Origin of the sequence: Nonomuraea sp. NPDC049400 (assembly GCF_044466425.1) — a bacterium.
Lineage (GTDB): Bacteria > Actinomycetota > Actinomycetes > Streptosporangiales > Streptosporangiaceae > Nonomuraea.
In genome coordinates, this window is sequence record NZ_JBITMP010000010.1 from 148,301 (window position 1) to 167,611 (window position 19,311).

General features: G+C 68.7%; 22 protein-coding genes. 10 read left to right on the top strand and 12 right to left on the bottom strand.

The window, feature by feature from the left end:
• Positions 1-308 precede the first annotated feature (308 nt).
• Positions 309-761, bottom strand: coding sequence for an ATP-binding protein (locus ACIBVN_RS17715; protein WP_397137491.1), 453 nt, complete (start codon positions 759-761; stop codon positions 309-311).
• A gap of 371 nt (positions 762-1,132) precedes the next feature.
• On the opposite strand from ACIBVN_RS17715, the gene ACIBVN_RS17720 reads away from it, so the two are divergent.
• Positions 1,133-1,492 carry a hypothetical protein gene (locus ACIBVN_RS17720; RefSeq protein WP_397137493.1) on the top strand — a complete coding sequence of 120 codons (360 nt, stop codon included), beginning with the start codon at positions 1,133-1,135 and terminating at the stop codon, positions 1,490-1,492.
• Positions 1,493-1,678: 186 nt separating this feature from the next.
• On the opposite strand, the gene ACIBVN_RS17725 is transcribed toward ACIBVN_RS17720, so the two are convergent.
• Genes ACIBVN_RS17725 through ACIBVN_RS17735 form a run of 3 tightly spaced genes read right to left on the bottom strand, consistent with a single transcriptional unit; the run spans position 1,679 to position 4,102 of the window.
• On the bottom strand, positions 1,679-2,332 hold the full coding sequence (locus tag ACIBVN_RS17725; protein ID WP_397137495.1) for a response regulator: 654 nt from the start codon (positions 2,330-2,332) through the stop codon (positions 1,679-1,681).
• Positions 2,329-3,492: a sensor histidine kinase gene (locus ACIBVN_RS17730; protein WP_397137497.1), complete on the bottom strand. Its 1,164-nt coding sequence runs from the start codon at positions 3,490-3,492 to the stop codon at positions 2,329-2,331. Before ACIBVN_RS17730 ends, ACIBVN_RS17725 begins: the two co-directional genes overlap by 4 nt.
• A 16-nt stretch (positions 3,493-3,508) precedes the next feature.
• Positions 3,509-4,102 carry a hypothetical protein gene (locus ACIBVN_RS17735; RefSeq protein ID WP_397137499.1) on the bottom strand — a complete coding sequence of 198 codons (594 nt, stop codon included), beginning with the start codon at positions 4,100-4,102 and terminating at the stop codon, positions 3,509-3,511.
• 170 nt (positions 4,103-4,272) lie between these two features.
• Between ACIBVN_RS17735 and ACIBVN_RS17740 the strand changes: the two genes are divergently transcribed.
• The 4 genes from ACIBVN_RS17740 (at position 4,273) to ACIBVN_RS17755 (ending at position 8,918) form a co-directional block, all read left to right on the top strand.
• Positions 4,273-5,487, top strand: coding sequence for a serine hydrolase domain-containing protein (locus ACIBVN_RS17740; RefSeq protein ID WP_397137501.1), 1,215 nt, complete (start codon positions 4,273-4,275; stop codon positions 5,485-5,487).
• A 333-nt stretch (positions 5,488-5,820) separates the two neighbouring features.
• Positions 5,821-6,768, top strand: coding sequence for a LysR family transcriptional regulator (locus ACIBVN_RS17745; protein WP_397137503.1), 948 nt, complete (start codon positions 5,821-5,823; stop codon positions 6,766-6,768).
• Positions 6,769-7,554: 786 nt separating this feature from the next.
• The gene (locus ACIBVN_RS17750) at positions 7,555-8,169 is read left to right on the top strand and encodes a hypothetical protein (protein ID WP_397137505.1); all 615 of its coding nucleotides are present in this window, start codon (positions 7,555-7,557) and stop codon (positions 8,167-8,169) included.
• 461 nt (positions 8,170-8,630) lie between these two features.
• The gene (locus ACIBVN_RS17755; protein WP_397137507.1) at positions 8,631-8,918 is read left to right on the top strand and encodes a hypothetical protein; all 288 of its coding nucleotides are present in this window, start codon (positions 8,631-8,633) and stop codon (positions 8,916-8,918) included.
• A gap of 225 nt (positions 8,919-9,143) precedes the next feature.
• Here the strand turns inward: ACIBVN_RS17755 and ACIBVN_RS17760 are convergent, their stop codons facing one another.
• Positions 9,144-10,004 (bottom strand): alpha/beta fold hydrolase, encoded by an 861-nt coding sequence (locus tag ACIBVN_RS17760; protein WP_397137509.1) that lies wholly within the window; start codon positions 10,002-10,004, stop codon positions 9,144-9,146.
• Between the two features lie 152 nt (positions 10,005-10,156).
• Positions 10,157-10,765, bottom strand: coding sequence for a TetR/AcrR family transcriptional regulator (locus ACIBVN_RS17765; protein WP_397137511.1), 609 nt, complete (start codon positions 10,763-10,765; stop codon positions 10,157-10,159).
• A gap of 69 nt (positions 10,766-10,834) precedes the next feature.
• On the opposite strand from ACIBVN_RS17765, the gene ACIBVN_RS17770 reads away from it, so the two are divergent.
• Together ACIBVN_RS17770 and ACIBVN_RS17775 are read left to right on the top strand one after the other, a co-directional pair.
• Positions 10,835-12,169, top strand: coding sequence for an alpha/beta fold hydrolase (locus ACIBVN_RS17770; protein WP_397137513.1), 1,335 nt, complete (start codon positions 10,835-10,837; stop codon positions 12,167-12,169).
• 96 nt (positions 12,170-12,265) lie between these two features.
• Positions 12,266-12,796: a YbjN domain-containing protein gene (locus ACIBVN_RS17775; RefSeq protein ID WP_397137515.1), complete on the top strand. Its 531-nt coding sequence runs from the start codon at positions 12,266-12,268 to the stop codon at positions 12,794-12,796.
• Positions 12,797-12,870: 74 nt separating this feature from the next.
• Here the strand turns inward: ACIBVN_RS17775 and ACIBVN_RS17780 are convergent, their stop codons facing one another.
• Positions 12,871-13,152, bottom strand: a complete 282-nt coding sequence (locus ACIBVN_RS17780) for a hypothetical protein (protein ID WP_397137517.1) — start codon at positions 13,150-13,152, stop codon at positions 12,871-12,873.
• A 116-nt stretch (positions 13,153-13,268) separates the two neighbouring features.
• On the opposite strand from ACIBVN_RS17780, the gene ACIBVN_RS17785 reads away from it, so the two are divergent.
• Positions 13,269-13,514 (top strand): response regulator transcription factor, encoded by a 246-nt coding sequence (locus ACIBVN_RS17785; RefSeq protein WP_397137519.1) that lies wholly within the window; start codon positions 13,269-13,271, stop codon positions 13,512-13,514.
• 17 nt (positions 13,515-13,531) lie between these two features.
• Here the strand turns inward: ACIBVN_RS17785 and ACIBVN_RS17790 are convergent, their stop codons facing one another.
• The 4 genes from ACIBVN_RS17790 to tnpA form a co-directional block, all read right to left on the bottom strand.
• The gene (locus ACIBVN_RS17790) at positions 13,532-13,975 is read right to left on the bottom strand and encodes a cupin domain-containing protein (protein ID WP_397137521.1); all 444 of its coding nucleotides are present in this window, start codon (positions 13,973-13,975) and stop codon (positions 13,532-13,534) included.
• Positions 13,976-14,100: 125 nt separating this feature from the next.
• Complete coding sequence (locus ACIBVN_RS17795; protein WP_397137523.1) at positions 14,101-14,592, bottom strand: hypothetical protein; 492 nt, start codon at positions 14,590-14,592, stop codon at positions 14,101-14,103.
• Entirely contained in the window at positions 14,592-14,759 is a 168-nt protein-coding gene (locus ACIBVN_RS17800) for a hypothetical protein (RefSeq protein WP_397137525.1), read from the bottom strand. Before ACIBVN_RS17800 ends, ACIBVN_RS17795 begins: the two co-directional genes overlap by 1 nt.
• A 146-nt stretch (positions 14,760-14,905) precedes the next feature.
• Entirely contained in the window at positions 14,906-15,322 is a 417-nt protein-coding gene (gene tnpA / locus ACIBVN_RS17805; protein WP_397137527.1) for an IS200/IS605 family transposase, read from the bottom strand.
• 71 nt (positions 15,323-15,393) lie between these two features.
• On the opposite strand from tnpA, the gene ACIBVN_RS17810 reads away from it, so the two are divergent.
• Both ACIBVN_RS17810 and ACIBVN_RS17815 read left to right on the top strand, forming a co-directional pair.
• Positions 15,394-16,722 (top strand): RNA-guided endonuclease InsQ/TnpB family protein, encoded by a 1,329-nt coding sequence (locus tag ACIBVN_RS17810; protein ID WP_397137840.1) that lies wholly within the window; start codon positions 15,394-15,396, stop codon positions 16,720-16,722.
• 534 nt (positions 16,723-17,256) lie between these two features.
• The gene (locus tag ACIBVN_RS17815; RefSeq protein WP_397137529.1) at positions 17,257-18,273 is read left to right on the top strand and encodes a LacI family DNA-binding transcriptional regulator; all 1,017 of its coding nucleotides are present in this window, start codon (positions 17,257-17,259) and stop codon (positions 18,271-18,273) included.
• A 43-nt stretch (positions 18,274-18,316) separates the two neighbouring features.
• Here the strand turns inward: ACIBVN_RS17815 and ACIBVN_RS17820 are convergent, their stop codons facing one another.
• Entirely contained in the window at positions 18,317-19,276 is a 960-nt protein-coding gene (locus ACIBVN_RS17820) for a helix-turn-helix transcriptional regulator (protein ID WP_397137531.1), read from the bottom strand.
• Positions 19,277-19,311 lie beyond the last annotated feature (35 nt).

A 19,311-nucleotide genomic window follows, 5' to 3' on the forward strand; every position in this document is an offset into this window, starting at 1 on the left:
TTCATGTCACCCACGTTGGCGACCTGCTGACCTCCGACTATGGGTTTCCGCAGTCCCCGCAACTCGGGACTGCGGAAACCCACTCGGCTCGCTATGCTGGCCGCCGCCAGTAAGTGCTCACCGTGTTGCGACGACCCCTCGAATACACCTACGAGATAGGGGCCGTAGCGGGGCGGGCAGTTCCTCCACGAACGGCGCAAGGCGCGCCACTTCGGCAACATCACATCGGGTCCGCAGTGGCCTACCGGACCAGCCGCCCCTTCGGCCTCCGTATGGTGCCCCGCTTCGAGCCACCACCTGCCCGGTCCTCACGCCGGCAAGCGACGATCACCGTTTCGCCGGACTCGATAGTGAAAACGCAGATGCAACCGGGTGATGCCGCCGCTGTCGTCGAGATTGATCTCGTCACAGAACTGGCGCATCAGCCAGAACGCGATGCCCCGCTCGGTGAGCTGGTCCGGATCAGGATCTACGGTCAAGTACGCCATGGTCAACGCGCCGGTCGCGTCGACGACCTCCAGGCTCACCCCGCCCGGGTCGCTCCATGCGATCAAAGAGCCGTGTCCACCATGTTCCAGCACCGTGGCGGCGGCCTCGCTCGCCGCGATCACCAGATCCGTCAGCCGCCGGTCGGTCAGGCCGGCACCGGCGCCGAACGCCCGCACGGCCGCCCGCAGCGTGACGAGGTCCTCTGTGATCGGCCATTCCAACCGGAACCCCGAGGCCACGTGGATCGCCACCTTCCGCCGCCAGCGCGCCATCGTTGGCAAGAGCCCTGCCCCGCTGGCAACGTGATACACACGCGCAGCGCGTGACCTGCGGCAATACCGGGCCGGCGGGCCTTCACCTTCGAGCCCGCTCCCGCCGCGGTGCGCTGCGCGAGGTCGGCTGGTGGCCGGCCTGCTGGTGCTACGGCGAGGCGATCCCGGAGCAGTCCGACGGACACGTGTGACTGCGGGCGCACAAGGGCACGCGGCCGAGGCCCTGCCGACCCGAAGAACCCACCGGCCTGGCCGACTCCGCAGGACGCGCCGACCGGCGATCTGCGACGAGGCTTGGCGAGCCCGGACAGCAGGGGCCACACCCGCCGCGCACTCGTCGCCGGCTCGCGCAGGTCACCGGCCTTCACATCGTGGCGCGTCACCCGCTCGCGCGCCGCGCCGTCCGGATGCCGGCGCAGGAAGGTGCCCGTCCCGACGACTCCCCAGCCGGACAGCGCGACTTCCACGGCGCAGACGGCCGCGGCGGCAAGCGCTCGCAGATCCCACATCAGCTCCTGGTGCACGTCGTCCTGCACGTCGGCCATCGAGTGGGCAAGGACGCATACATGCAGCGGATCGCCTTGCTCACCGCCGATGTCGTCCCAGATCTGCGCGAACAAGTCGCGAGCGGCTTCACGCTGACCTTGGTGGTGATGCAACTCCACCCCCTGGCCGATCCGGGTCATCGTGGGGTCGGCGGTCACGAGCAACTCCTTCACCGTCGCGGGTGATCGCGGTCAGCCTACTCGCCTGACGTGCCTTAACGATCTTCAAGCTTCTGACCAGCTAGTTCGCTTGAGCATCGTGCCCGACAGTCGTCGTCCGTCCTGTCGCCCATGGCGTCCACTAGCTCGACGACCTGCCGCATCGCCTCCAGGTCGTCCCACCCTCAGCTGCCCTACCTCTCTGGAAGCGCGTTACGCTCCCGGCACGGCCAGCCCCGACTCGTAGGCGGCGATGACGGCCTGAACCCGATCCCGCAGCCCCAGCTTGCTCAGCACGTTGCTGACGTGCGTCTTCACCGTGTGCTCGCTGACCACCATGCTCTGAGCGATCTCGGCGTTGGACAGGCCGCGCGCGATCAGCAGCAGCGTCTCGCGCTCGCGGGCGGTCAGCACCTCCAGCGTCGCGACGGAAGGCGGGGCCGCCGGCCGCTTGGTGAACTCGGCGATCAGCTTCCCGGTGACGGCGGGGGCGAGCAGCGACTCGCCGGCCGCCACCACCCGGACCGCGTTCACCAGGTCGTCGCGGCGCACGTCCTTGAGCAGGAAGCCGCTCGCCCCGGCCCGCAGCGCGTCGAAGACATAGTCGTCCAGGTCGAACGTGGTCAGCATCAGCACCCGGCACGCGCTTTCCGCGCACACGATCCTGGCCGCCTCGATGCCGTCCATCCTGGGCATGCGGATGTCGAGCAGCAGCACGTCGGGGGAGTGTGCGCGGACCGCGGTCACCGCCTCGGCCCCGTCGCCCGCCTCGGCCACCACGTCGATGTCCGGCTGGGCGTCCAGGATCATCGCGAACCCGCCCCTGACCAGCTCCTGATCGTCGGCCACGACGACGCGCACGCTCATGACGCCGCCAGCGGCAGCCGTACCGACACCACGAAGCCCGGACCGTCCTGGCGCGGCCCCGCCGTGGCGGCGCCTCCGCAGGCGGCGGCGCGCTCGCGGATGCCGATCAGCCCGTTCCCGCCCGAGGGCAGCGCCCGGCTCCCGCCGGTGCCGTTGTCGCTGATGTCGATCATCAGGTTTTCGTCCTCCCAGGTGAGCCGGATGTCGGCGCGGTCGGCGCCGGAGTGCTTGACGACGTTGGTGAGCGCTTCCTGCGTGATGCGATAGGCGGCCACCGCGCTGTCCGGCGCGAGCGGGCGAGGCTCGCCCGTTTCTGCGAAGGCGACGGCAAGGCCCGTGCCGTGGACCTGATCGGCAAGTGCGGGCAGGTCGCGGAGCGTGGGTTGTGGTTCGCGCGGCGTGTGCGCGTCCTCCTTCAGCACGCCCAGCAGGCGACGCAACTGCACCATCGCATCGCGCCCGGCGGCGGCGATCGCGTCGAACGCGGCCTCCGCCCTGGCCGGGTTGCTCCGCACCACCACGGGCCCGGCCTCGGCTTGCACCACCATCAGGCTGACCGCGTGGGCCAGGATGTCGTGCATGTCGCGGGCGATCCTGGCCCGCTCGCGCTCGGCGGCGCGCTCGGCTTCCATCTGGCGTTCCCTTTCCAGCCTGGCCGCACGTTCTTCCAGCGCGGCCGCGTGGGCGCGGGAGGTCGCTGCCGCCCGGCCGATGGCGTACGCGGCCACGACCTGCACCGTCCCGCGGACGAAGGTGTCCCACGACCCGGCGCTCACCAGGGTCCCGACGCAGGTCAACATGAGCACGCCGATCCTCCACGCCCGGGAGCTGTAGGCGGCGACCGTGTAGAAAACGACGAGAAGGCCGTACCAGATGGGCTGTCGGGCGACGTTGCCGACGAGGTCGTAGAGCTCGCTCGTGCACAGGCTGACCAGCAGGACGATCACCGGGGCCCGCCGCCGCCACACCAGAGGGACCGAGGCGCCGACCGCGACCACGTACCCCCACCAATGCCACGGCCGTCCCGTCGAGCTCGCCGAGGAGATCAGCGGCCACAGCTGGATCACCGTGATCACTCCGGCGAGCACCCCGTCCACCCACAGGTGCGGCAGCGCCTGGAGCCGTCGGCGAGCGACGTCGACCAACGTCAAATCAGACACGGTGTGCCATTGTGCCTCACGCATGGATGAGCGCACGCCGGGCGGCGGCCACGTCACGCCGGGCCAGCGGCCAGAACGACACCAGCAGGAAGATCGCGCCGACCGGGATGAAGTCCTTGTCGATGAGCGGGAGCATGAGGTCGATCAGCACCAGGACCGGCGTCCAGGCCTTGACCACCTTGACCTCCTTGCGGAGGGCGCAGTGGACGACGAGCGCGAGCTGCGCCACGTAGAACAGGTACGGGCCCGCGTCGTAGACGGCGAGCTGCACCCCGGGCACGGCCTGCACCTGGTCGAACAGCGGCCCCATCGCGTCGTGGTCGGCCGCCATGAACCCGACGACGACGTCGATCGCGAACTGCGCGAGCAACGCCACGATGCCGGCGGTCCCGGCCACCGCGCTCGCGGTGGCCAGGGCGGTGCGTCCGGCCAGGTGCCGCAACCGCCAGAAGGTAGGAACGAAGAGGACAAGAGCCGCCATGAACGCGAGATGGCCGGTCGTCCACGCGATGCCCGGACCCCTGCTGCCGTCGAGGCCGTCAAGGATGCGGATCACGCCGTAGGCGAAGACGAGCAGCGGTGCGGCGATGAAGGCGAAGCGAAGTTTCATGGGGAGAATCCTCGGCTCGCCGGAGGCCCGCGGGCATCGCCGGTACCGGTGATCCTGGGACTCCCTCGTAGGAGTGAGTGCGAATCCGTCGCACCGGCGATCCGCTGCCGTCGCGTGATCGACAGGATGGGCGCATCCCAGCAGAACCTCTCTCACCTGGAGATATCCCGATGAAGCTGGCAGCCGCCTGTCTCGCCCTCGCCACCCTCCTCACGGCCACGCCCGCGCAGGCGGCCACGCCGAGCCTGGCACCCACGCCGACCCCCTGCCCACCGCCGGTTGTCATCCAGCCCGACCCGGACGCGTCCATCCCGCCGATCAACAGCGCGGCGCTGCAGCAGTCCATCGCGGGCCTGCCCGCCGCCGACGCCACCGCCGCGATCGTCCGAGTCGGCGGCGGCAAGGGCTCGTGGAAGGGCACGACCGGCGTGGCCGACCTCACCACCCAGCGCAAGGCGTCGGAGCGCGTACGCTTCCGGGCAGGCAGCGTGACCAAGATGTTCACCACCGCGGTGGTGCTGCAGCTCGTGGCCGAGGGCAGGATCTCGCTCGACGACGCGGTCCAGGACCACCTGCCCGGCCTGCTGCCCGACTCCTACCCCAAGGTGCAGGTCGGCCAGCTGCTCAACCACACCAGCGGGCTGCCGGCGCCCACCCTGCCCGAGACGTTCGACTGGGTCTACCAGACCCGGTTCAAGACCTGGACGCCGGAGGAGTACGTCGCCCTGGCCGTGCGGAACCCGATCGAGTTCCGGCCCGGCACCCGGCAGCACTACCTCAACATCAACACGTTCGTGGCCGGCATGCTGATCGAGAAGGTCACGGGACGCTCGTATGAGCACGAGGTCACGGCCAGGATCTTGCGCCCGGTCGGCATGCGCGACAGCTACCTGCCCGGCGCCTCGCCGCGCATCCGCGGCCCGCGCCACAAGGGCTACCAGGTGGTGCCCGCGGGCTTCGAAAACGCCATCGCCTACGGTGACGGCCACGTGGTCGACATGACCGCCACCAGCGTCACCTCGACCTGGGCCTCGGGCGATCTCATCGCCACGGCTGCGGACCTGGAGAAGTTCGTCAAGGCGCTGTTCTCGGGCAAGGTCGTGCCGCCCGCGCAACTGGAGCCGATGTTCACCGTGCCGGAGGTGATGATGCACGACAAGTGCGGCAACCAGCCGGCCAGCTACACCTCCGGCATGACGAGGCTCGTGCTGCCGGGCGGGATCGTCGCCTATGGCAAGACCGGCGCCCGCTACGGGTATGCCGCGGGGGTCGGCGCGACCCGCGATCTGAGCCGCACCCTGGTCTACTCGGTCAACTCCACCGACGCCAAGGCCTCCGGGCAGAACCAGCGAACCCTCCGCATCGCGCTGGCCGCCTTCTCCTAGCAGTTCCCGCTGTAGAGCGGCATGGTCGTCACGCCCGCACCCCCTCCGGACCTGGCTCTCCGCCCGGCTGGCCGACGGGCAACGGGCACAGGCCCGCCGCCGTTCCCATCGTGATCCCAGGCGCAGGAGCAGGCCTGCTCGCAACGGACAGGAACACGGTCGCGCCGGCGGCGGCACCTGAGCACCTGAGCAGGACACAGCCGTCTGACAAGGCCTGCCACTTATACTCCTTGCAGTTGTTCTGGAGTCCCTTGGCGCCGCTCCTCAAACCAAAGGCTGTCAGGGTGGTGTCCAACAGCCGACACGTCAACGGAAAACAACCGGGAGTTGTTCATGGAGCTGGACCTCGGTGCCGTCAGGACCTTCCTCGCCGTCGTCGACGACGGGCATTTCACCGAGGCGGCCGCCCGCGTGGGCATGAGCCAGCAGGCCGTGTCCAAACGAATCGCCAGGCTGGAATCCGACCTGGGCGTCCCCCTGCTGATCCGGTCCCGCGCCGGGGTCAAGCCGACCGAGGACGGCGCGGCCTTCCTCCCGCACGCCCGGGCGCTGATCAGCCTCGCCGACCAGGCTGCCGCGATGCTCCGCGCGCGCCGCCGCCCACTGCGCATCGACGTGCTCGGCCGCGACGCGGCACCGATCGACCTGGTCCGGGCCTTCTACGAGGACAGCGACGTCGACGTCGACATCGTCGTCTCCAAGGGCGCCGTCTCACCTGCGACGGCGCTCACCGACGGCTCGGTCGACGCGGCGTTCGGCCGCACCACGGGGGAGGTGCCCCCAGGGATCGAGCGCGCCCCGGCCTGCCTGGAGCCGATCCCCATCCTGGTCAGCCGCCGGCACCGGCTCGCGAGGCGCAGGCGCGTGCGGATGGCGGAACTGTCGGGCCTGACGGCGTGGATGCCGGGCAACGCCCGCGACAGCGAGTGGGCGGACTACTACCGCCTCCTCAGCGCCGAGTTCGGCGTGCGGATCGACAGTTCCGGCCCGTTCTTCGGCCGTGACCACATCATGGAGAGGGTCGCAGCCTCACCGGATCTCATCACGTTCGGCAACAAGAGGCAGTACCCGATGTCTCCCGGCGTCGTCGAGATCCCGGTCACCGACCCCATGCCGGTGTACCCCTGGTCCCTCATGTGGCACGAGGCGAACCGCCACCCGTCGCTGCCGCTGCTCATCGCCTACGCGAAGGACCGCTACCGCCCCTTCACCACGCGGAGCCAGTGGCTGCCCGCCCCTGACCGCCCCCTCTTCCCAGCCGATCCCGAACCAGCACGCTAGGTTCTGTGGCCAGGCCATTGCCCCTTTCCGGCTGACCCGGCGGCGACAGCCTGCTGACCTACAGTCAGGCGGGGCCAGGCGGCTTGCGGCCATCCGGCGGCAGCCGCTGGTCTCGCTCAACTTCGACAGCAACGGCGGCGACGATATCGTCGTACTCATCGGCACCGCCGAGATCCTGGACGACCACCCGGCGATGCCCGACAACCCCGCGTGGCTGGAGAAGTATGGCGAGGCCATCGACGCGCGGTTCGGTGGCGCCGTGAAGTTCGCGAAGAGGTTCTTCGGTCCCGGTCCGGATCCACCTCACCCGCGTCCGCGGCTTCTGACACGAGGTGGCTCGTACACAACCTGGGCTGCCGTCGCACCCGCCCTCGTCTTCACCGTCCTGACATACGGCACCGGCCAACTCCACGGGCCATTCTGGGTGCGCAAATCCGCGTTGGAAATCCGGGAACCCGCAGGTCAGCGCGACGCTCCTTACGCGAACCCGCGATCGTGAGCCACGCCAAGCCTCATGGCCGCCGTCTACCCAACTCGTCTCCTAGTTGAGTGCTGCAGACACGCCTGTGATATCCGCGTACCGAATCCTTCGCCGATTACGGGCAGTATCCGAGGAGATCGGGATCGGCTCTTTCATGTCGCGACCGTAGCATGCAAACAGGGCCTTGCCGTGTGGTCGGCCCGGCAATCAGCAGCACCAGGGTCCAGGGGAATCCTGCGGTATGCGGTCGCGCGAGACAGGCGCTCTACGTCATGTTGATCACGCTTGGGCCCTAGCCTTCCCATATGGGATTGGACATTACGGTCCTCATCGTCGACTGGGCGCACGTCAAGGAGGCCCCACCCGACCAGCGCATGGAGCTACTCATGGACGTAGCATGCCCGGATGATGATTCGGACCTCGAGGTTCCCGAGCGCGGGTGGGTGTGGCCCTCGGTGTTGGGCGCACCATGGTTCGCGAGGTACGAGTTCTTCCGCACGCTAGGTTCGTTCAAGGCGCATTTTTGGGCCGGCCAAGCCTGGGAGAAGATCCGGGGCTTTGCCGATCCGGATCTGCGCGTGACGCTGGACGGATTCTTGTCAGGGCTGTTCTGGTACGGGCCTGACCCCGCCAACGATGCTGTCCATGTGCATGGCGACCTGTTCCCTGCTGACATCAACAGGAGTCGAGGCGTGTCGCTCGCCTACCCTCCGGCGGCAGTACCCACCCTCTTCAAGTCCTGGGTCAAGGCGGCGCCGCACCTTGAGGAACTTCGTGAGCCATTCGCCCTGTACGCCGCGCGCCCCTCAGGACACTGGATCAAGAACTTCGAGGAGTTCGCCGACCTGCTCAGCGATTGGGGAGAAGTGGTAGGCGAAGCCAACCGTCGCGGCTGGGGACTGATCGGACTGCCAGGTTGACCCGCCTCGACCGTTCCCTTACCCCAAGGGCCCGGCCAAGGTCGGGCCGCCTGATCAAGAACCACGTCTGGGAACGCGGTGATGCGATGGCTCCGCCAGGAACATGACAGGTGTGTTGAGCGGAATGCTCTTTGACCTGCCTCACCTCAGCTTTCCCATGCAAGGACAGCCTGCGAAGAGAGGGACCCATGAGCAGGCGGGCGGAAGTCAGCCTAGGGTCAACACTCTCTGCTTATGATTGGCTTCGAAGCGTTACATGACGAAAGGTGGCCCGCATGCGTAGACCGAAAGCACATCTCGCTGGCGCCGCCCTGGTCCTCCTCCTTCTACCGGCAACCACGGCCACCGGACTGGGGGTGGCACACGCTACGTCACAGTGCAAGACCGCGTCGATCGTCTTTTCTGGCACCGAGGTTCAGTGGAACATCTGCGTCACGGACTCTCCCGCTCCCGTCGCCTCTGTGGAACCTCCCACCTGCGTACGCCGGACCCTGGTTGGCGTCGAGCGTCGCCAGTGCATCGTCGAAGGTACCTACGTCCTCCGCAAAGGCACCGCGACGCTCAATTCAGGACCCTTTCAGGCCGTCAATCAGCAGGACGCCGGGACGACGGTCAGGCCGTGGCTCGTGAGCTTCACCTGCCAAGGGCGGGCCGACTACGCCTTCAACGCACGCGTACAACGGGTGACCTATAGCATCAGCCCCACCTCGGTCGACGTTAAGTCCCAGGTGACCGCAACGCTCTGCTGAACGCGCCCTCATGGAGCCGACACGGAGATCATTCCACCGCTCGGCCGCGAGGGAGGCGGGTGCGCCCTTGAACCACGCTTCCCTAGCCACCGCCATGCCAGCCAGGCCAGACTGCCGCAGGCACAGCTTGGTCACCGTGGTCCACGGCGCGCTCTTCTTGGCCCGGTCATGGCCGCTGCGGCCGGTGGCCGGATCCGCCTCCAGCGTCCGAGCATCCGCGCGTGATCATCTTCCGGTCAGGGAGCGGAGGATCGGCTCGGCGTGGGTCCACAGGACCGCGCCACCGATCTCTGGCACGAGGTGCCGGACGGCGCCCGGAATCCGGGCAGCAAGTGTCGCTCCGTTGTCCGGCGAGTGGCTGATGTCCTGCTCGCCGTACCAGACGTCGACCGGAACGGTGATCTTCGCAAGGTCGAACGGCCATCGCCCCATGGCGAGGACGGCGTCACGGGCATAGCCGGCCGAGCCCTGGGTGAACCCTTCGTTCAGAGCCCGGCGGTAGGCGGCCTCGAACGCAGGATCCAGATATACCGCCAGGTCAGACTCTGGACTCCCACCCATGACCATGTCCCACATCGCGCCCGCACTGAAAGCGGCGAAGAACTTCTCCGCCCCGGCCGGGTCGCAGGCGACCTTGTCGACGAGCTCGCGCAGCTCAGTAGGCAGGGCCCCGGCGAACTCCGGTGCGGCGACCTCGTCCGCGGCGGACACGATGGCCAATCTGGCAGCGACACCCTCCACGGCGCACGCGAGCGCGAACGGCGCGCCTTGCGAGTTGCCGATCAACGCCGGCGACCCCAACCCGCGCAGCGCGGCGAGATGGCGGATGTCGTCGACGAAGTCGGCGAACGTCCGGCCCGGCGCAGGTGTCGAGGTGCCGAGTCCCGGGCGGTCTACGGAGACAAGCCGCACTCCGAGCGCGTCGACGACATCAGCGCCGAAGCCGAGCCACCGGCTCGTGGCCGCCCCCGGGCACAGCAACACCGGAATGCCGTCCGGCGGCCCCCACTCGGCCCAGCCAAGCAGCCGTCCGTCTGGGAGCCGGCTCTCCCCGAGCCGAGCAGGATCGTCGATGCGCACACTCATGATCCTCATCATGGCCGCGAATGAGCGACGCCCGCATCGGATTTTCGCTGCTGAACGAGGCGAACGTCGCCTGGCGCGGCACCGGCCTCCCGGCTGGGCGGGGATTCGCGGTCAGTCCAAGACGCGGTACTCGAGCAGAACGTCCTCCCGGATCACGGCGCCTGACCAGGACTCGATCCGAGGGGCAGGCTGGTCCAGCCGCGCAGCGTGGCGAGGATGGTCGATCGGAATGTGGTCTCGGCCGTGGCGGTGTCGAGTGCCCCGGCCAGTTCGAGGGTGACAAGCCCGTGCAGGGTCACCCAGAGCGAGAGAGCGATGGAGGTCGCGTCGCCGACGAGCACGGACGCCGACAAGGCGCGGTTGATCGCTTCGATGAGTGGCCGGACGGGGTCGCCGGGCCCCACCTCGCCCGACGGGTCGAAGCGCTGCACGCCACCGAACAACACCGCGTAGAGGTGGTTGTGCTCGCGCCCCCAGCGCCGGTACGCCGCGGCGAGCGCGTAGAGGTCGGCGAGGGGATCGTCGGAGGCCGGCACCGCCGACAGGTCCTGGAACAGCCCGGCGACCGCACGGTTGCGCACCTCGGCGATCAGCACGTCCTTGCTGTCGAACAGCGTGTACACCGCCGCGGTCGAGGTTCCGGCGGCGGCGGCCAAGGCGCGGATGGTGACCGACTCCCGTGGACGGGTGGCGAACATCTCCGTTGCGGACTCCAGGAGGCGGTCCTTGACGGTGTCGTCGTTCGTTCTCGGCCTGCCCACGACGAGCAGTCTACTCCAAATGCTAACGTTGTTTTGAAACAACGTTTGGAAACTGGCGCAGGGACCGTGATGCCCGAATTTCTTCTCCGTCTTGTCCGCTTCATCGGTCGGCTGATCGTGGCCGCGGCTGCAGTCGCCGGACTGGCCGGCCTGTTTCTCGCACTGCTCGTCCTGACGGACGGGGCGCGCTCCGGGCTCGCCGCATGGCTGACCACCCTCGGAGCCGGAGTCGCCGCCGCACTGTGGCGGGGCCGCCGCCGTACCTGGCCGGGCCGGTTAGGGCCGCTTCTCCCGGTGATCGTCGCCGCGGCGCTCACGGCGTCGGTCTGCGTCCCCACAGTGCCCACGAAACGGCGATACCCGCCAGACCTCCCGTTCGTGGCGACGCAGCATTGGAGCCTGGCCACGGGAAGCCGGGTCGCGGTCTACCACTACCCGCCCGCCCGCGACGTCACCCGGCAACCCGTGCCCTTGGTGTACCTCCACGGTGGCCCCGTCCGCGGCATCTCCGTGATCGACCACCGGTTCCTGCAACTCCTGGCACGGCAGGGCCACGACGTCTATGCCTATGAGCACGCCGGCGGCGGACGGAGCGACCTGCTGCCCATGGACCAGTACTCCATCTCCAGATCCGTCCGCGACCTCGCCGCCTTCATCGACCGCCTGGACAAGGGCCGGGTCGACGTCCTCGGATTCTCCTTCGGCGGGGTCGTGCTCACCCGAGCCCTGGCCGCCCCGCGCGTCGCCGCCCAGGTGCACCGAGCGGTCATCGCCGAGCCCGGCCCGATGGACGGCCCCACCACGCGGATCAGCGGGCACCGGGGACGGCCCTCCGCGCGCGACCTCGCGCCGGCCATGTCCGGCCCGCGGTCCACGCGTGTCCCCAGGTACGCCGTCGCACTCGGTTTCATGCAACTCGGCCTTCTCGCACCCGACACCGACCTGATCGAGCAGGCCGAAGGGGTCAACGCCTTCAGAGCCGCAGACCTCGGCAGCGACACCGCCTCGGCCTACTGCGCGCCGGACGCGCACCGCATCCCCATCGAGGACACGACGCAGAACTTCTCCTTCAGCCCGGCCGCGAGCCTCAACATCCAGCAGACGCTCAAGGATTCCCCCTCCATCGCCCCGCAGTTGAAGCGCTCCCGCACCCCCGCGATGCTGATGATCGCCGAGTGCTCATCGCAGGTCCGTCAATGGGCGACGACCGTCCTGGCCGACGACCTCGCCATCCAGCGCACCCAGTACATGCCCGGCGTCGGACACCGCATCTGGAACGGCCTCGACGACAACAACGAACGAGCCTGCGCCGTCATCACCGCGTTCCTGCAGGACAAGCCCGCACCCCTGCCGAACTACCCGACCCGCGCCGACATCCCCGCCTTCCTTCGTGAGCGCAGGTGACGGCGACAGGCAGTTCACGCGTGCGTTCCAGGCCGGCCCGTCGCTCACCGTCCGGCATGGGGGAGGATGGCGGAAACGTATGAAAGGATCTTCCCGGTGAGCATCGATCCGTCCTCGAGGCCGAATTCAGAGGGTCAGCCGGAGCCCAACCCGTCCAGCACCGCCGAGGCGGTGATCCTGCCTGACCAGGATGTGGTCAAGCAGCTGCTGGAACAGATGGAGCTGAGGTTCGTCGTGGATGAGGAGGGTGACCTTGCGGCGCCCTGGGAGGAGTTCCGCACGTACTTCATGTTCCGCGGCGAGGGGGACCAGCAGGTCTATTCGGTCCGCACCTTTTACGACCGTCCGTACAGCATCGACGACAAGCCGCGACTGTACGCGACGGTCGACGACTGGAACAGCCGCACGCTGTGGCCCAAGGTCTACACCCACACCCACGACGACGGCTCGGTCCGCCTGATCGGTGAGACCCAGATGCTGATCGGCGGCGGCGTCGGGCTGGAGCATTTCGTGGCCAGCACGGTGAGCTGGGTGCGTGCGTCGATCGAGTTCGACAGGTGGGTCACCGAGGCGCTCGGTCTGGCGAAAGACATGGAGTCCGAGCCCGAGGAGGGCGACGACGAGTAACGCCGCCGTGCCGACAGTCTGGCGACGCTCCCGAGGCACCCGCTCTGTTCGCGCAGATCCTTAGGCCGGTCGGCTCAGAGCGCGGCAGCCATCGGCCGGCGGCCCGGAGTAGCGGCCGGGTCGGGGAGGGAGGCCGGCCAGAGCCGGTGCACGAGGATCGGGCCGATGATCCAGTAGCCGAGTGAGGTGATGATGCCGGGGAAGGCGAGGTCGCCCGAGACCAGGTCGTAGATCGGGTGGCCGATCGCGTTGCCCATCGCGCCCATGATGGCGAAGAACCAGGCGATAAGCAGCGGCACCCGCCAGCCGCGGTAGATGGCGAGCGCGCCCATGGCGAAGGCAGCGTAGCTGATCATGTTGATCCAGACGAACAGGGGCGCTGGACACGTTCGAACGCGTCGGCGCCGACCCGTGGGCCGCCCGCGCCCGCGCCGAACTGCGCGCCACGGGAGAGGCGGCCACCGGCGTCCGGGTGCCGGGCGCGGCCGGCCTGCTGACTCCGCAGGAGCTGCAGATCGTACGGCTGGCCGCGCGCGGCGCCACGAACCGCGACATCGGCGCTCGGCTCTTCCTGAGCCCGCGCACTGTGGGCTACCACCTGCACAAGGCGTTCCCCAAGCTCGGCGGCGCCTCAAGAACCGAACTCGCCGGCCTTGACCTGGGCGACCGCGACAGAGCAGGCGGTGGTGCCGCCGGCGCGGCCCTCCGGCAACGCTGAAGGCGGGAACCGCGCAGTCAGCGAGACTGTGGGGCGCGCCGGTCTCGTCGAGCCTCCAACTCTTCCGGGCTGACCGGGATCAGCATCGGCTGCCCGGGCGCGCAGAACATCGTCACCACGAACGCCGATTCCTCGTCGGTGAGGTGGTTGCCGTCCTGGTAGTGGATCACGTCTCCACCGGGCTCCCAGAACGCCTCGCCGGCGCGGAGGACCCGTACGGGGTCGCCTTCGAGCTCGAAGTTGATGGCGCCCTTGACCACGTACCCGTACGCGGGTCCGGAGTGCCGGTGTGGCGGCGCGCCGGGGCTGTTGGGCGGCAAGGTGACCAGGAGCGTCATCGCCTCGGCCCCCTCCGGCGCAGGCGGCGCCCCGGGCACGGTGGCGACCACGTCGATCTTCGGTGGCGGCCCGCTCTTGTCGGGGTTGTCCAGGTGGTGAGCGTGCGCGTGATCAGTGCTCATCAGGCTTCCTCACGGGACGGTGGCCGGCTCGGATCCGGCCGTGCACCAGCTCAGACAAGACAGCGCCCCGATCTGTGACAACGCCCCGAGCGGTGCGCCTGCGGGGAAACCTCTGTCCGCGCAGCTCAGAGGGCCAACGCGGCCATGAACGCCATGCTGGCCGCCATCCCGGCCGAGCACAAGTCCTCGCTGAACACCCTTCGATCCGCGCTCCGCTCGGGCAGAACGCGGATGAGCCGGGCGCAGGTCCAGGCCAGCCCGATGACCAAGGCCACCACGGCCAGCGAACCGCCTCCATGCGCATGCCCGGACGAAGCGCCGGCGAAAGTAGGCGCGCTGAACGCCGTCAGCACCAAGAGGATGGGCATGACCACGAAGTCGGGGATGTGATGACCGGTCTCCGCGTGGCGGGAGGGAGAGCCGCAGAGCCAGCCGGCGGTCAGCAGCGCGAGCACTGCGGCGGAGAGGAACCAGCCGCCCAAATGGCCGGCCGCCATGCCGAGCGCCATGACGACGTGCGGCCACCTCCTGGCGGGACGCGCGGAGGGCAGCAGGGCCGGCGCGAGAGCCAGGACACAGCCGGCCAGCACCCCCGCCGCGTGGAGGAGGTCCCGCATCAGGCACCCGCATCGGCGATGCGGGTGCGCCGCTCCGCCGGCTCCGGGGCGTCCTCGGCCTCGCTGAGCATCTTCGCCGAGTCCGCAATCATCGTGTCTGCCGAGATGAGGTGCTTCGGGACCTCGGCTGGGGCCGGGTTGCCGAAGAGGCTCATGCGGGCATCCATGATGCACTCCTTGCCGTTGTCGATGTGGTTACCGAAGGTCCGCAGAAAGCCTCGGCCTTCAGGCCGGGGGATGAATGCGGTCCCCCTTTGGGGGATGGCCCGCCGTAGGCGGGGCATCCCGGAGCGCGGAGCGTGGACCCGGGACCTTAGGTGGGGCGGCGCTGCTGTTCGATATACGCCTTGATGATCGATAGTGGGGCTCCGCCGCAGGAGGCGGCGAAGTAGCTGGGTGCCCAGAAGGGGCCGTGCATGATGGCGCGGTTGATCCGGTCGGTGAACTCCTTGCGTAGGTAGTGCGAGGAGACGCCCTTCAACGAGTTGACGAGTTTGCTGATCGCGACCTTGGGTGGATAGTGGACGAGCAGGTGGACGTGGTCGTGTTCGCCGTTGAACTCGCGGAGTTCGGCCTCGAAACTGTCGCACACCTCGATCATGACGTCTTCGCAGCGGCGCAGCATCTCGTCATCGAAGACGTTTTTGCGATATTTGGTGACAAAGACCAGATGGACGTGCATCGCGGAAACCACATGTCTACCTCGTCGATATTCCACATCCTCGCTCATAGACCAGATGATAATGTGTTCGAGTCGGTGAGACGCAAGCGTCCTGTGGGACAGGGGTGTTTCGCTTGTTGGTGGGCCGGAAGTACCGCTTGGAGTTCGACTTCGGGCAGCGGGCATTCGCCGAAAGGCTGGGCGGGATCTGCCGGGCTGTGTGGAACACCGGTCTCGAACAACGGCGGGAGTACCGGCGGCGGGGGCAGTGGATCAACTATGAGCAGCAGTGCAAGCAGCTCGCCGAGGCCAAGAAGGACCCGTACTGCCACTGGCTCGCCGACGCCCCTGCCCAGGTGATCCAGCAGACTCTCAAGGACCTGGATCAGGTGTGCCGCAAGCACGGCACGTGGAAGGTGCACTGGAAGGCGAAGGCGAAGTGGCGGCCGTCGTTTCGGTTCCCCACCGCCAAACACCTGTCCGTAGAGCGGATCAACCGCCGGTGGGGGCGGGTGTTCCTGCCCAAGTTCGGGCGGACGCGGTTTCGGATGTCGCGCCCGCTCGGGGGATCCGTCAAGTCTGCGACCGTGTCCCGGGACGGCAAGCACTGGTTCATCAGCTTCCTGGTCGACGATGGGATCATCGAGCGTGAGGAACACGCATGCCCTCAATGGGCAGGCGTGGACCGGGGGGTGGTCACGGCCGCCGTGACCTCGGATGGGGAGTTCTTCGACCGCCGCCACGCCGGAACCGACGGTGTTTCCTCCAGGCAGCTGCCGCGGGTGAGGAAAGGGGCCCGGGAAGACGACCTCGGGTATCTCACGCCGGGCGAAGCGGAACGGTATCTGCGGCTGCAACGCCAACTCGCCCGCACGAAGAAGGGATCGAAGCGGCGCAAGACGGTCGTGGCCGCCCTCAGTGAGATCATGCGGCGGGTCCGGTGGCGGCGCACTGACTTCAACGCGCAGGTCGCGCACCGACTCACCCGTGCCTACAGGCACGTGGTCATCGAAGACCTGAACATCAAGGGCATGAGCGCGACCGTCAAGCCGAAGCCCGACCCCGACCGGCCGGGCAGGTTTCTCCGTAACGGCGCGGCGGCGAAATCCGGGCTCAACAAGGCGATTCTTGACAAGGGCTGGTACGGCCTGGAAGTCGCCCTCCGCTCCAAGGCCCGCTACACCGGCAGTGTCATCCATAAGATCAACCCCGCGTACACGTCCCAGACGTGCCCGGAACCTGCGTGCGGGAAGGTGGATGAGAAGAGCCGCAAGAGCCAAGCGATCTTCTCCTGCACTTCTTGCGGGCACACCGAGCACGCCGACATCGTCGGGGCGAGGAACATCAAGACCAAAGGACAGGCGGCCGGGCTGGTCGTCTCAGGGCGTGGAGACCCACCCGGGTCCGCGAAACGTCAAGCACCCCGTTCCACAGCACCGACCGCGCAAGCGACACGAGCTGCCGCATAGCGGCACGGGAATCCCCGTCCCTCAAAGGCGGGGAGCAGGTCAAACCCTCTGACAGGACAGCTCGGCAAGCTGTGACGGGGACGAAAGGACATGCGGCTCCCTTCTGACACCGCGGCAGGGACCTGCGCCGGGGCTGGCGCCACGTTCGTTGACGGCACCCCCCGCTCGGCCGCCGTCGAAGCCACCCCTGCTGTCGTCACCGCGTTGGCGGTGACGGCCTCTTCGCGCTGCTGCTGAGCGATCTTAGCGCTGGTGAAGTCGGCTGGCCGCCACCGAATTGGCGCTCGCCCCGGGCGCGGGGAGGAGACGCCGCAGGTCGGCCTTGAGCCGGCCATCACCCTCACGGTCCGGGAGAGCACCGCTCCACCCGCAGACGGCTGAACCCGTCGGCGGACCCCGGGCCGGCTGGGGCGCCTGCCCGCGGCCCAGGACAGGCGGTATCGCCGCCCAGATCGAGTCATGTCCTGACCTCGTAGAATCGGACCACGCATCGGAAACGGGAGTTTCATGGTCACGCCTGGTCGACGACGACGAGTGACGATCGCCGATGTGGCGAGCCACGCCCAGGTCTCCGTCACGGCGGTGTCCAAGGTGATCCGCAACGCCTACGGCGTCAGCCCCGCCATGAAGGACCGGGTCAAGACGGCCATCGACGAGCTCGGCTACCGGCCGCAGGCCGTGGCCCGGGGGATGCGCGGGCGCACGTTCACGATCGGCCTGGTGCTGCCGCACATCAGAAACCCGTTCTTCGCCGACATCCTCGACGGTCTCACCGACTACCTCGAGGACACCGACTACCAGGCGTTCATGATCCAGGGCGGCGCCACCCGCAAGGTCGAGCGGCGGGCGGTCGACGCCCTGATGGACCGGCAGGTGGACGGCATCATCATGGTCGCCCCCCTCGCCTCGAAGGCGCGCCTGGAGGAGGTGGCCAAGGAGAAGCCGACCGTGGTGCTCGCCCGGCACGAGCGGTCGTCGTACTACGACTCGGTGTTCGGCGACGACGAAGCGGGCGCCGAACTCGTCGTGCAGCACCTCATCGAGCTGGGGCACCGCCGCGTCGCGCACATCACGCACCAGGACGACAGCCAGGCGCGGCCGGCCGACCTGCTGCACAACATCCGGTCGGCGACCTACGAACGCGTCATGCGCGAGCAGGGGCTCGGCGACGAGATCGCCGTCGCGACCAGCTTCTATCACGAGAAAGGCGGCTACGAGGGGGCCCGCGAGCTGCTGAGCCGTTCGCCCCGGCCGACGGCGATCTTCGCGGGGGCCGACCAGGCGGCCCTCGGCGCGCTCGCCGCGGTCCACGAGGCCGGCCTGTCCGTCCCGGCGGACGTCTCGGTCGCCGGTTACGACAACACCCACCTGGCCGCTCTGCCCAACATCGCGCTGACCAGCGTCGACCAGGACGGCGGCGAGATGGGCCGGGCCGCGGGCAAGCTCCTGCTGGAACGCATCGAGGGCCGCATGACACCGGTGCGCTTCTCCGTCACCCCGAGCCTGGTCGTCCGCGGCTCCACGGCCCCGCCAGGAGGGGCTGGCGGCTGAGCCGGACCCCGATGGCTCGCCTGACCTCCGGGCGCTGGGCGCGTCAGTCTCGTCTGATTCGCGGAGGCTCTGCGTCCTGGGGGCGGTCGCTCTGGCTGTGCGGCCGGTCGCTCTGCCCGTGCGGCCGGTTGCCGGTCTGGTCGCGGGTCGCTGCCCAGCTGGCCAGGAGCTTGAGCCGGTCTTCGGCGGTGGTGCCAGGCTCGGCGGTGTAGACGGTCAGGTTGTGCGCCGTCCGGTGGGAAGCGGGCAGGTCCAGGGACAGGAAGGTCAGCTCCAGGCGGCCGACCTCAGGGTGGTGCAACTGCTTGACGCCCTCGTGGCGGATGCGGACGTCGTGGGCGGCCCACCGGGTGCGGAACTCGCGGCTGAGTGTGGACAGCTCGCCGACGAGCTCCCGCAAGGCCCGGTCGTGGGGCTCGCGCCCGGCTTCGGCGCGCAGCAACTCGACGGTGACGTCGGCGCCGCCGTCCCAGTCGACGAAGAAGTGATGGGAGCCTGGGTCGAGGAAGAAGAAGCGGGCGAAGTTGGCGCGACCGTGCTGGTCAGTGGTGTCGCTGTCGAACATCGGCGCGAAAAGGGCCCGGCCCAGCGGGTTGATGGCGACGATGTCCAGGCGGCCGTTGCGCACGAACGCGGCCGACATCGTCATGGAGTCGAGCAACCATTGGACCGGGCGCGGGATCTCGATCTCCTTGCGGCGGGCAGGCGCGCGGCGGGTGGGGCGGGCTGCTCGGGCCAGGTCGAACAGGTAGACGCGTTCTTCCTCGTTCAGCCGCAGCGCCCGGGCGACCGCCTCGAGAACGTCGTCGGACACGCCGGTGATGTGGCCCTTCTCCAGCCGCGTGTACCACTCGGTGCTCACGCCCGCGAGAACGGCCACCTCCTCGCGCCGTAGCCCCGGAACCCGGCGCCGGCCGCCGGCAGGCAGGCCGGCCTGCTCCGGGGTGATCTTGGCGCGGCGGCTGACGAGGAAGTCGCGGATCTCGTCTCGGTTGCTGTCCACCCTTTCACTGTATGGATCGGACGGGACGAAAGGGG

Bases quoted from the DNA above. Each gene is read 5' to 3' on its own strand.
- ACIBVN_RS17715 (WP_397137491.1), bottom strand. From the start codon at position 761: ATGGCGCGCTGGCGGCGGAAGGTGGCGATCCACGTGGCCTCGGGGTTC.
- ACIBVN_RS17725 (WP_397137495.1), bottom strand. From the start codon at position 2,332: ATGAGCGTGCGCGTCGTCGTGGCCGACGATCAGGAGCTGGTCAGGGGC.
- ACIBVN_RS17735 (WP_397137499.1), bottom strand. From the start codon at position 4,102: ATGAAACTTCGCTTCGCCTTCATCGCCGCACCGCTGCTCGTCTTCGCC.
- ACIBVN_RS17740 (WP_397137501.1), top strand. From the start codon at position 4,273: ATGAAGCTGGCAGCCGCCTGTCTCGCCCTCGCCACCCTCCTCACGGCC.
- ACIBVN_RS17745 (WP_397137503.1), top strand. From the start codon at position 5,821: ATGGAGCTGGACCTCGGTGCCGTCAGGACCTTCCTCGCCGTCGTCGAC.
- ACIBVN_RS17750 (WP_397137505.1), top strand. From the start codon at position 7,555: ATGGGATTGGACATTACGGTCCTCATCGTCGACTGGGCGCACGTCAAG.
- ACIBVN_RS17760 (WP_397137509.1), bottom strand. From the start codon at position 10,004: ATGAGTGTGCGCATCGACGATCCTGCTCGGCTCGGGGAGAGCCGGCTC.
- ACIBVN_RS17770 (WP_397137513.1), top strand. From the start codon at position 10,835: ATGCCCGAATTTCTTCTCCGTCTTGTCCGCTTCATCGGTCGGCTGATC.
- ACIBVN_RS17780 (WP_397137517.1), bottom strand. From the start codon at position 13,152: ATGATCAGCTACGCTGCCTTCGCCATGGGCGCGCTCGCCATCTACCGC.
- ACIBVN_RS17790 (WP_397137521.1), bottom strand. From the start codon at position 13,975: ATGAGCACTGATCACGCGCACGCTCACCACCTGGACAACCCCGACAAG.
- ACIBVN_RS17795 (WP_397137523.1), bottom strand. From the start codon at position 14,592: ATGCGGGACCTCCTCCACGCGGCGGGGGTGCTGGCCGGCTGTGTCCTG.
- ACIBVN_RS17800 (WP_397137525.1), bottom strand. From the start codon at position 14,759: ATGGATGCCCGCATGAGCCTCTTCGGCAACCCGGCCCCAGCCGAGGTC.
- tnpA (WP_397137527.1), bottom strand. From the start codon at position 15,322: ATGAGCGAGGATGTGGAATATCGACGAGGTAGACATGTGGTTTCCGCG.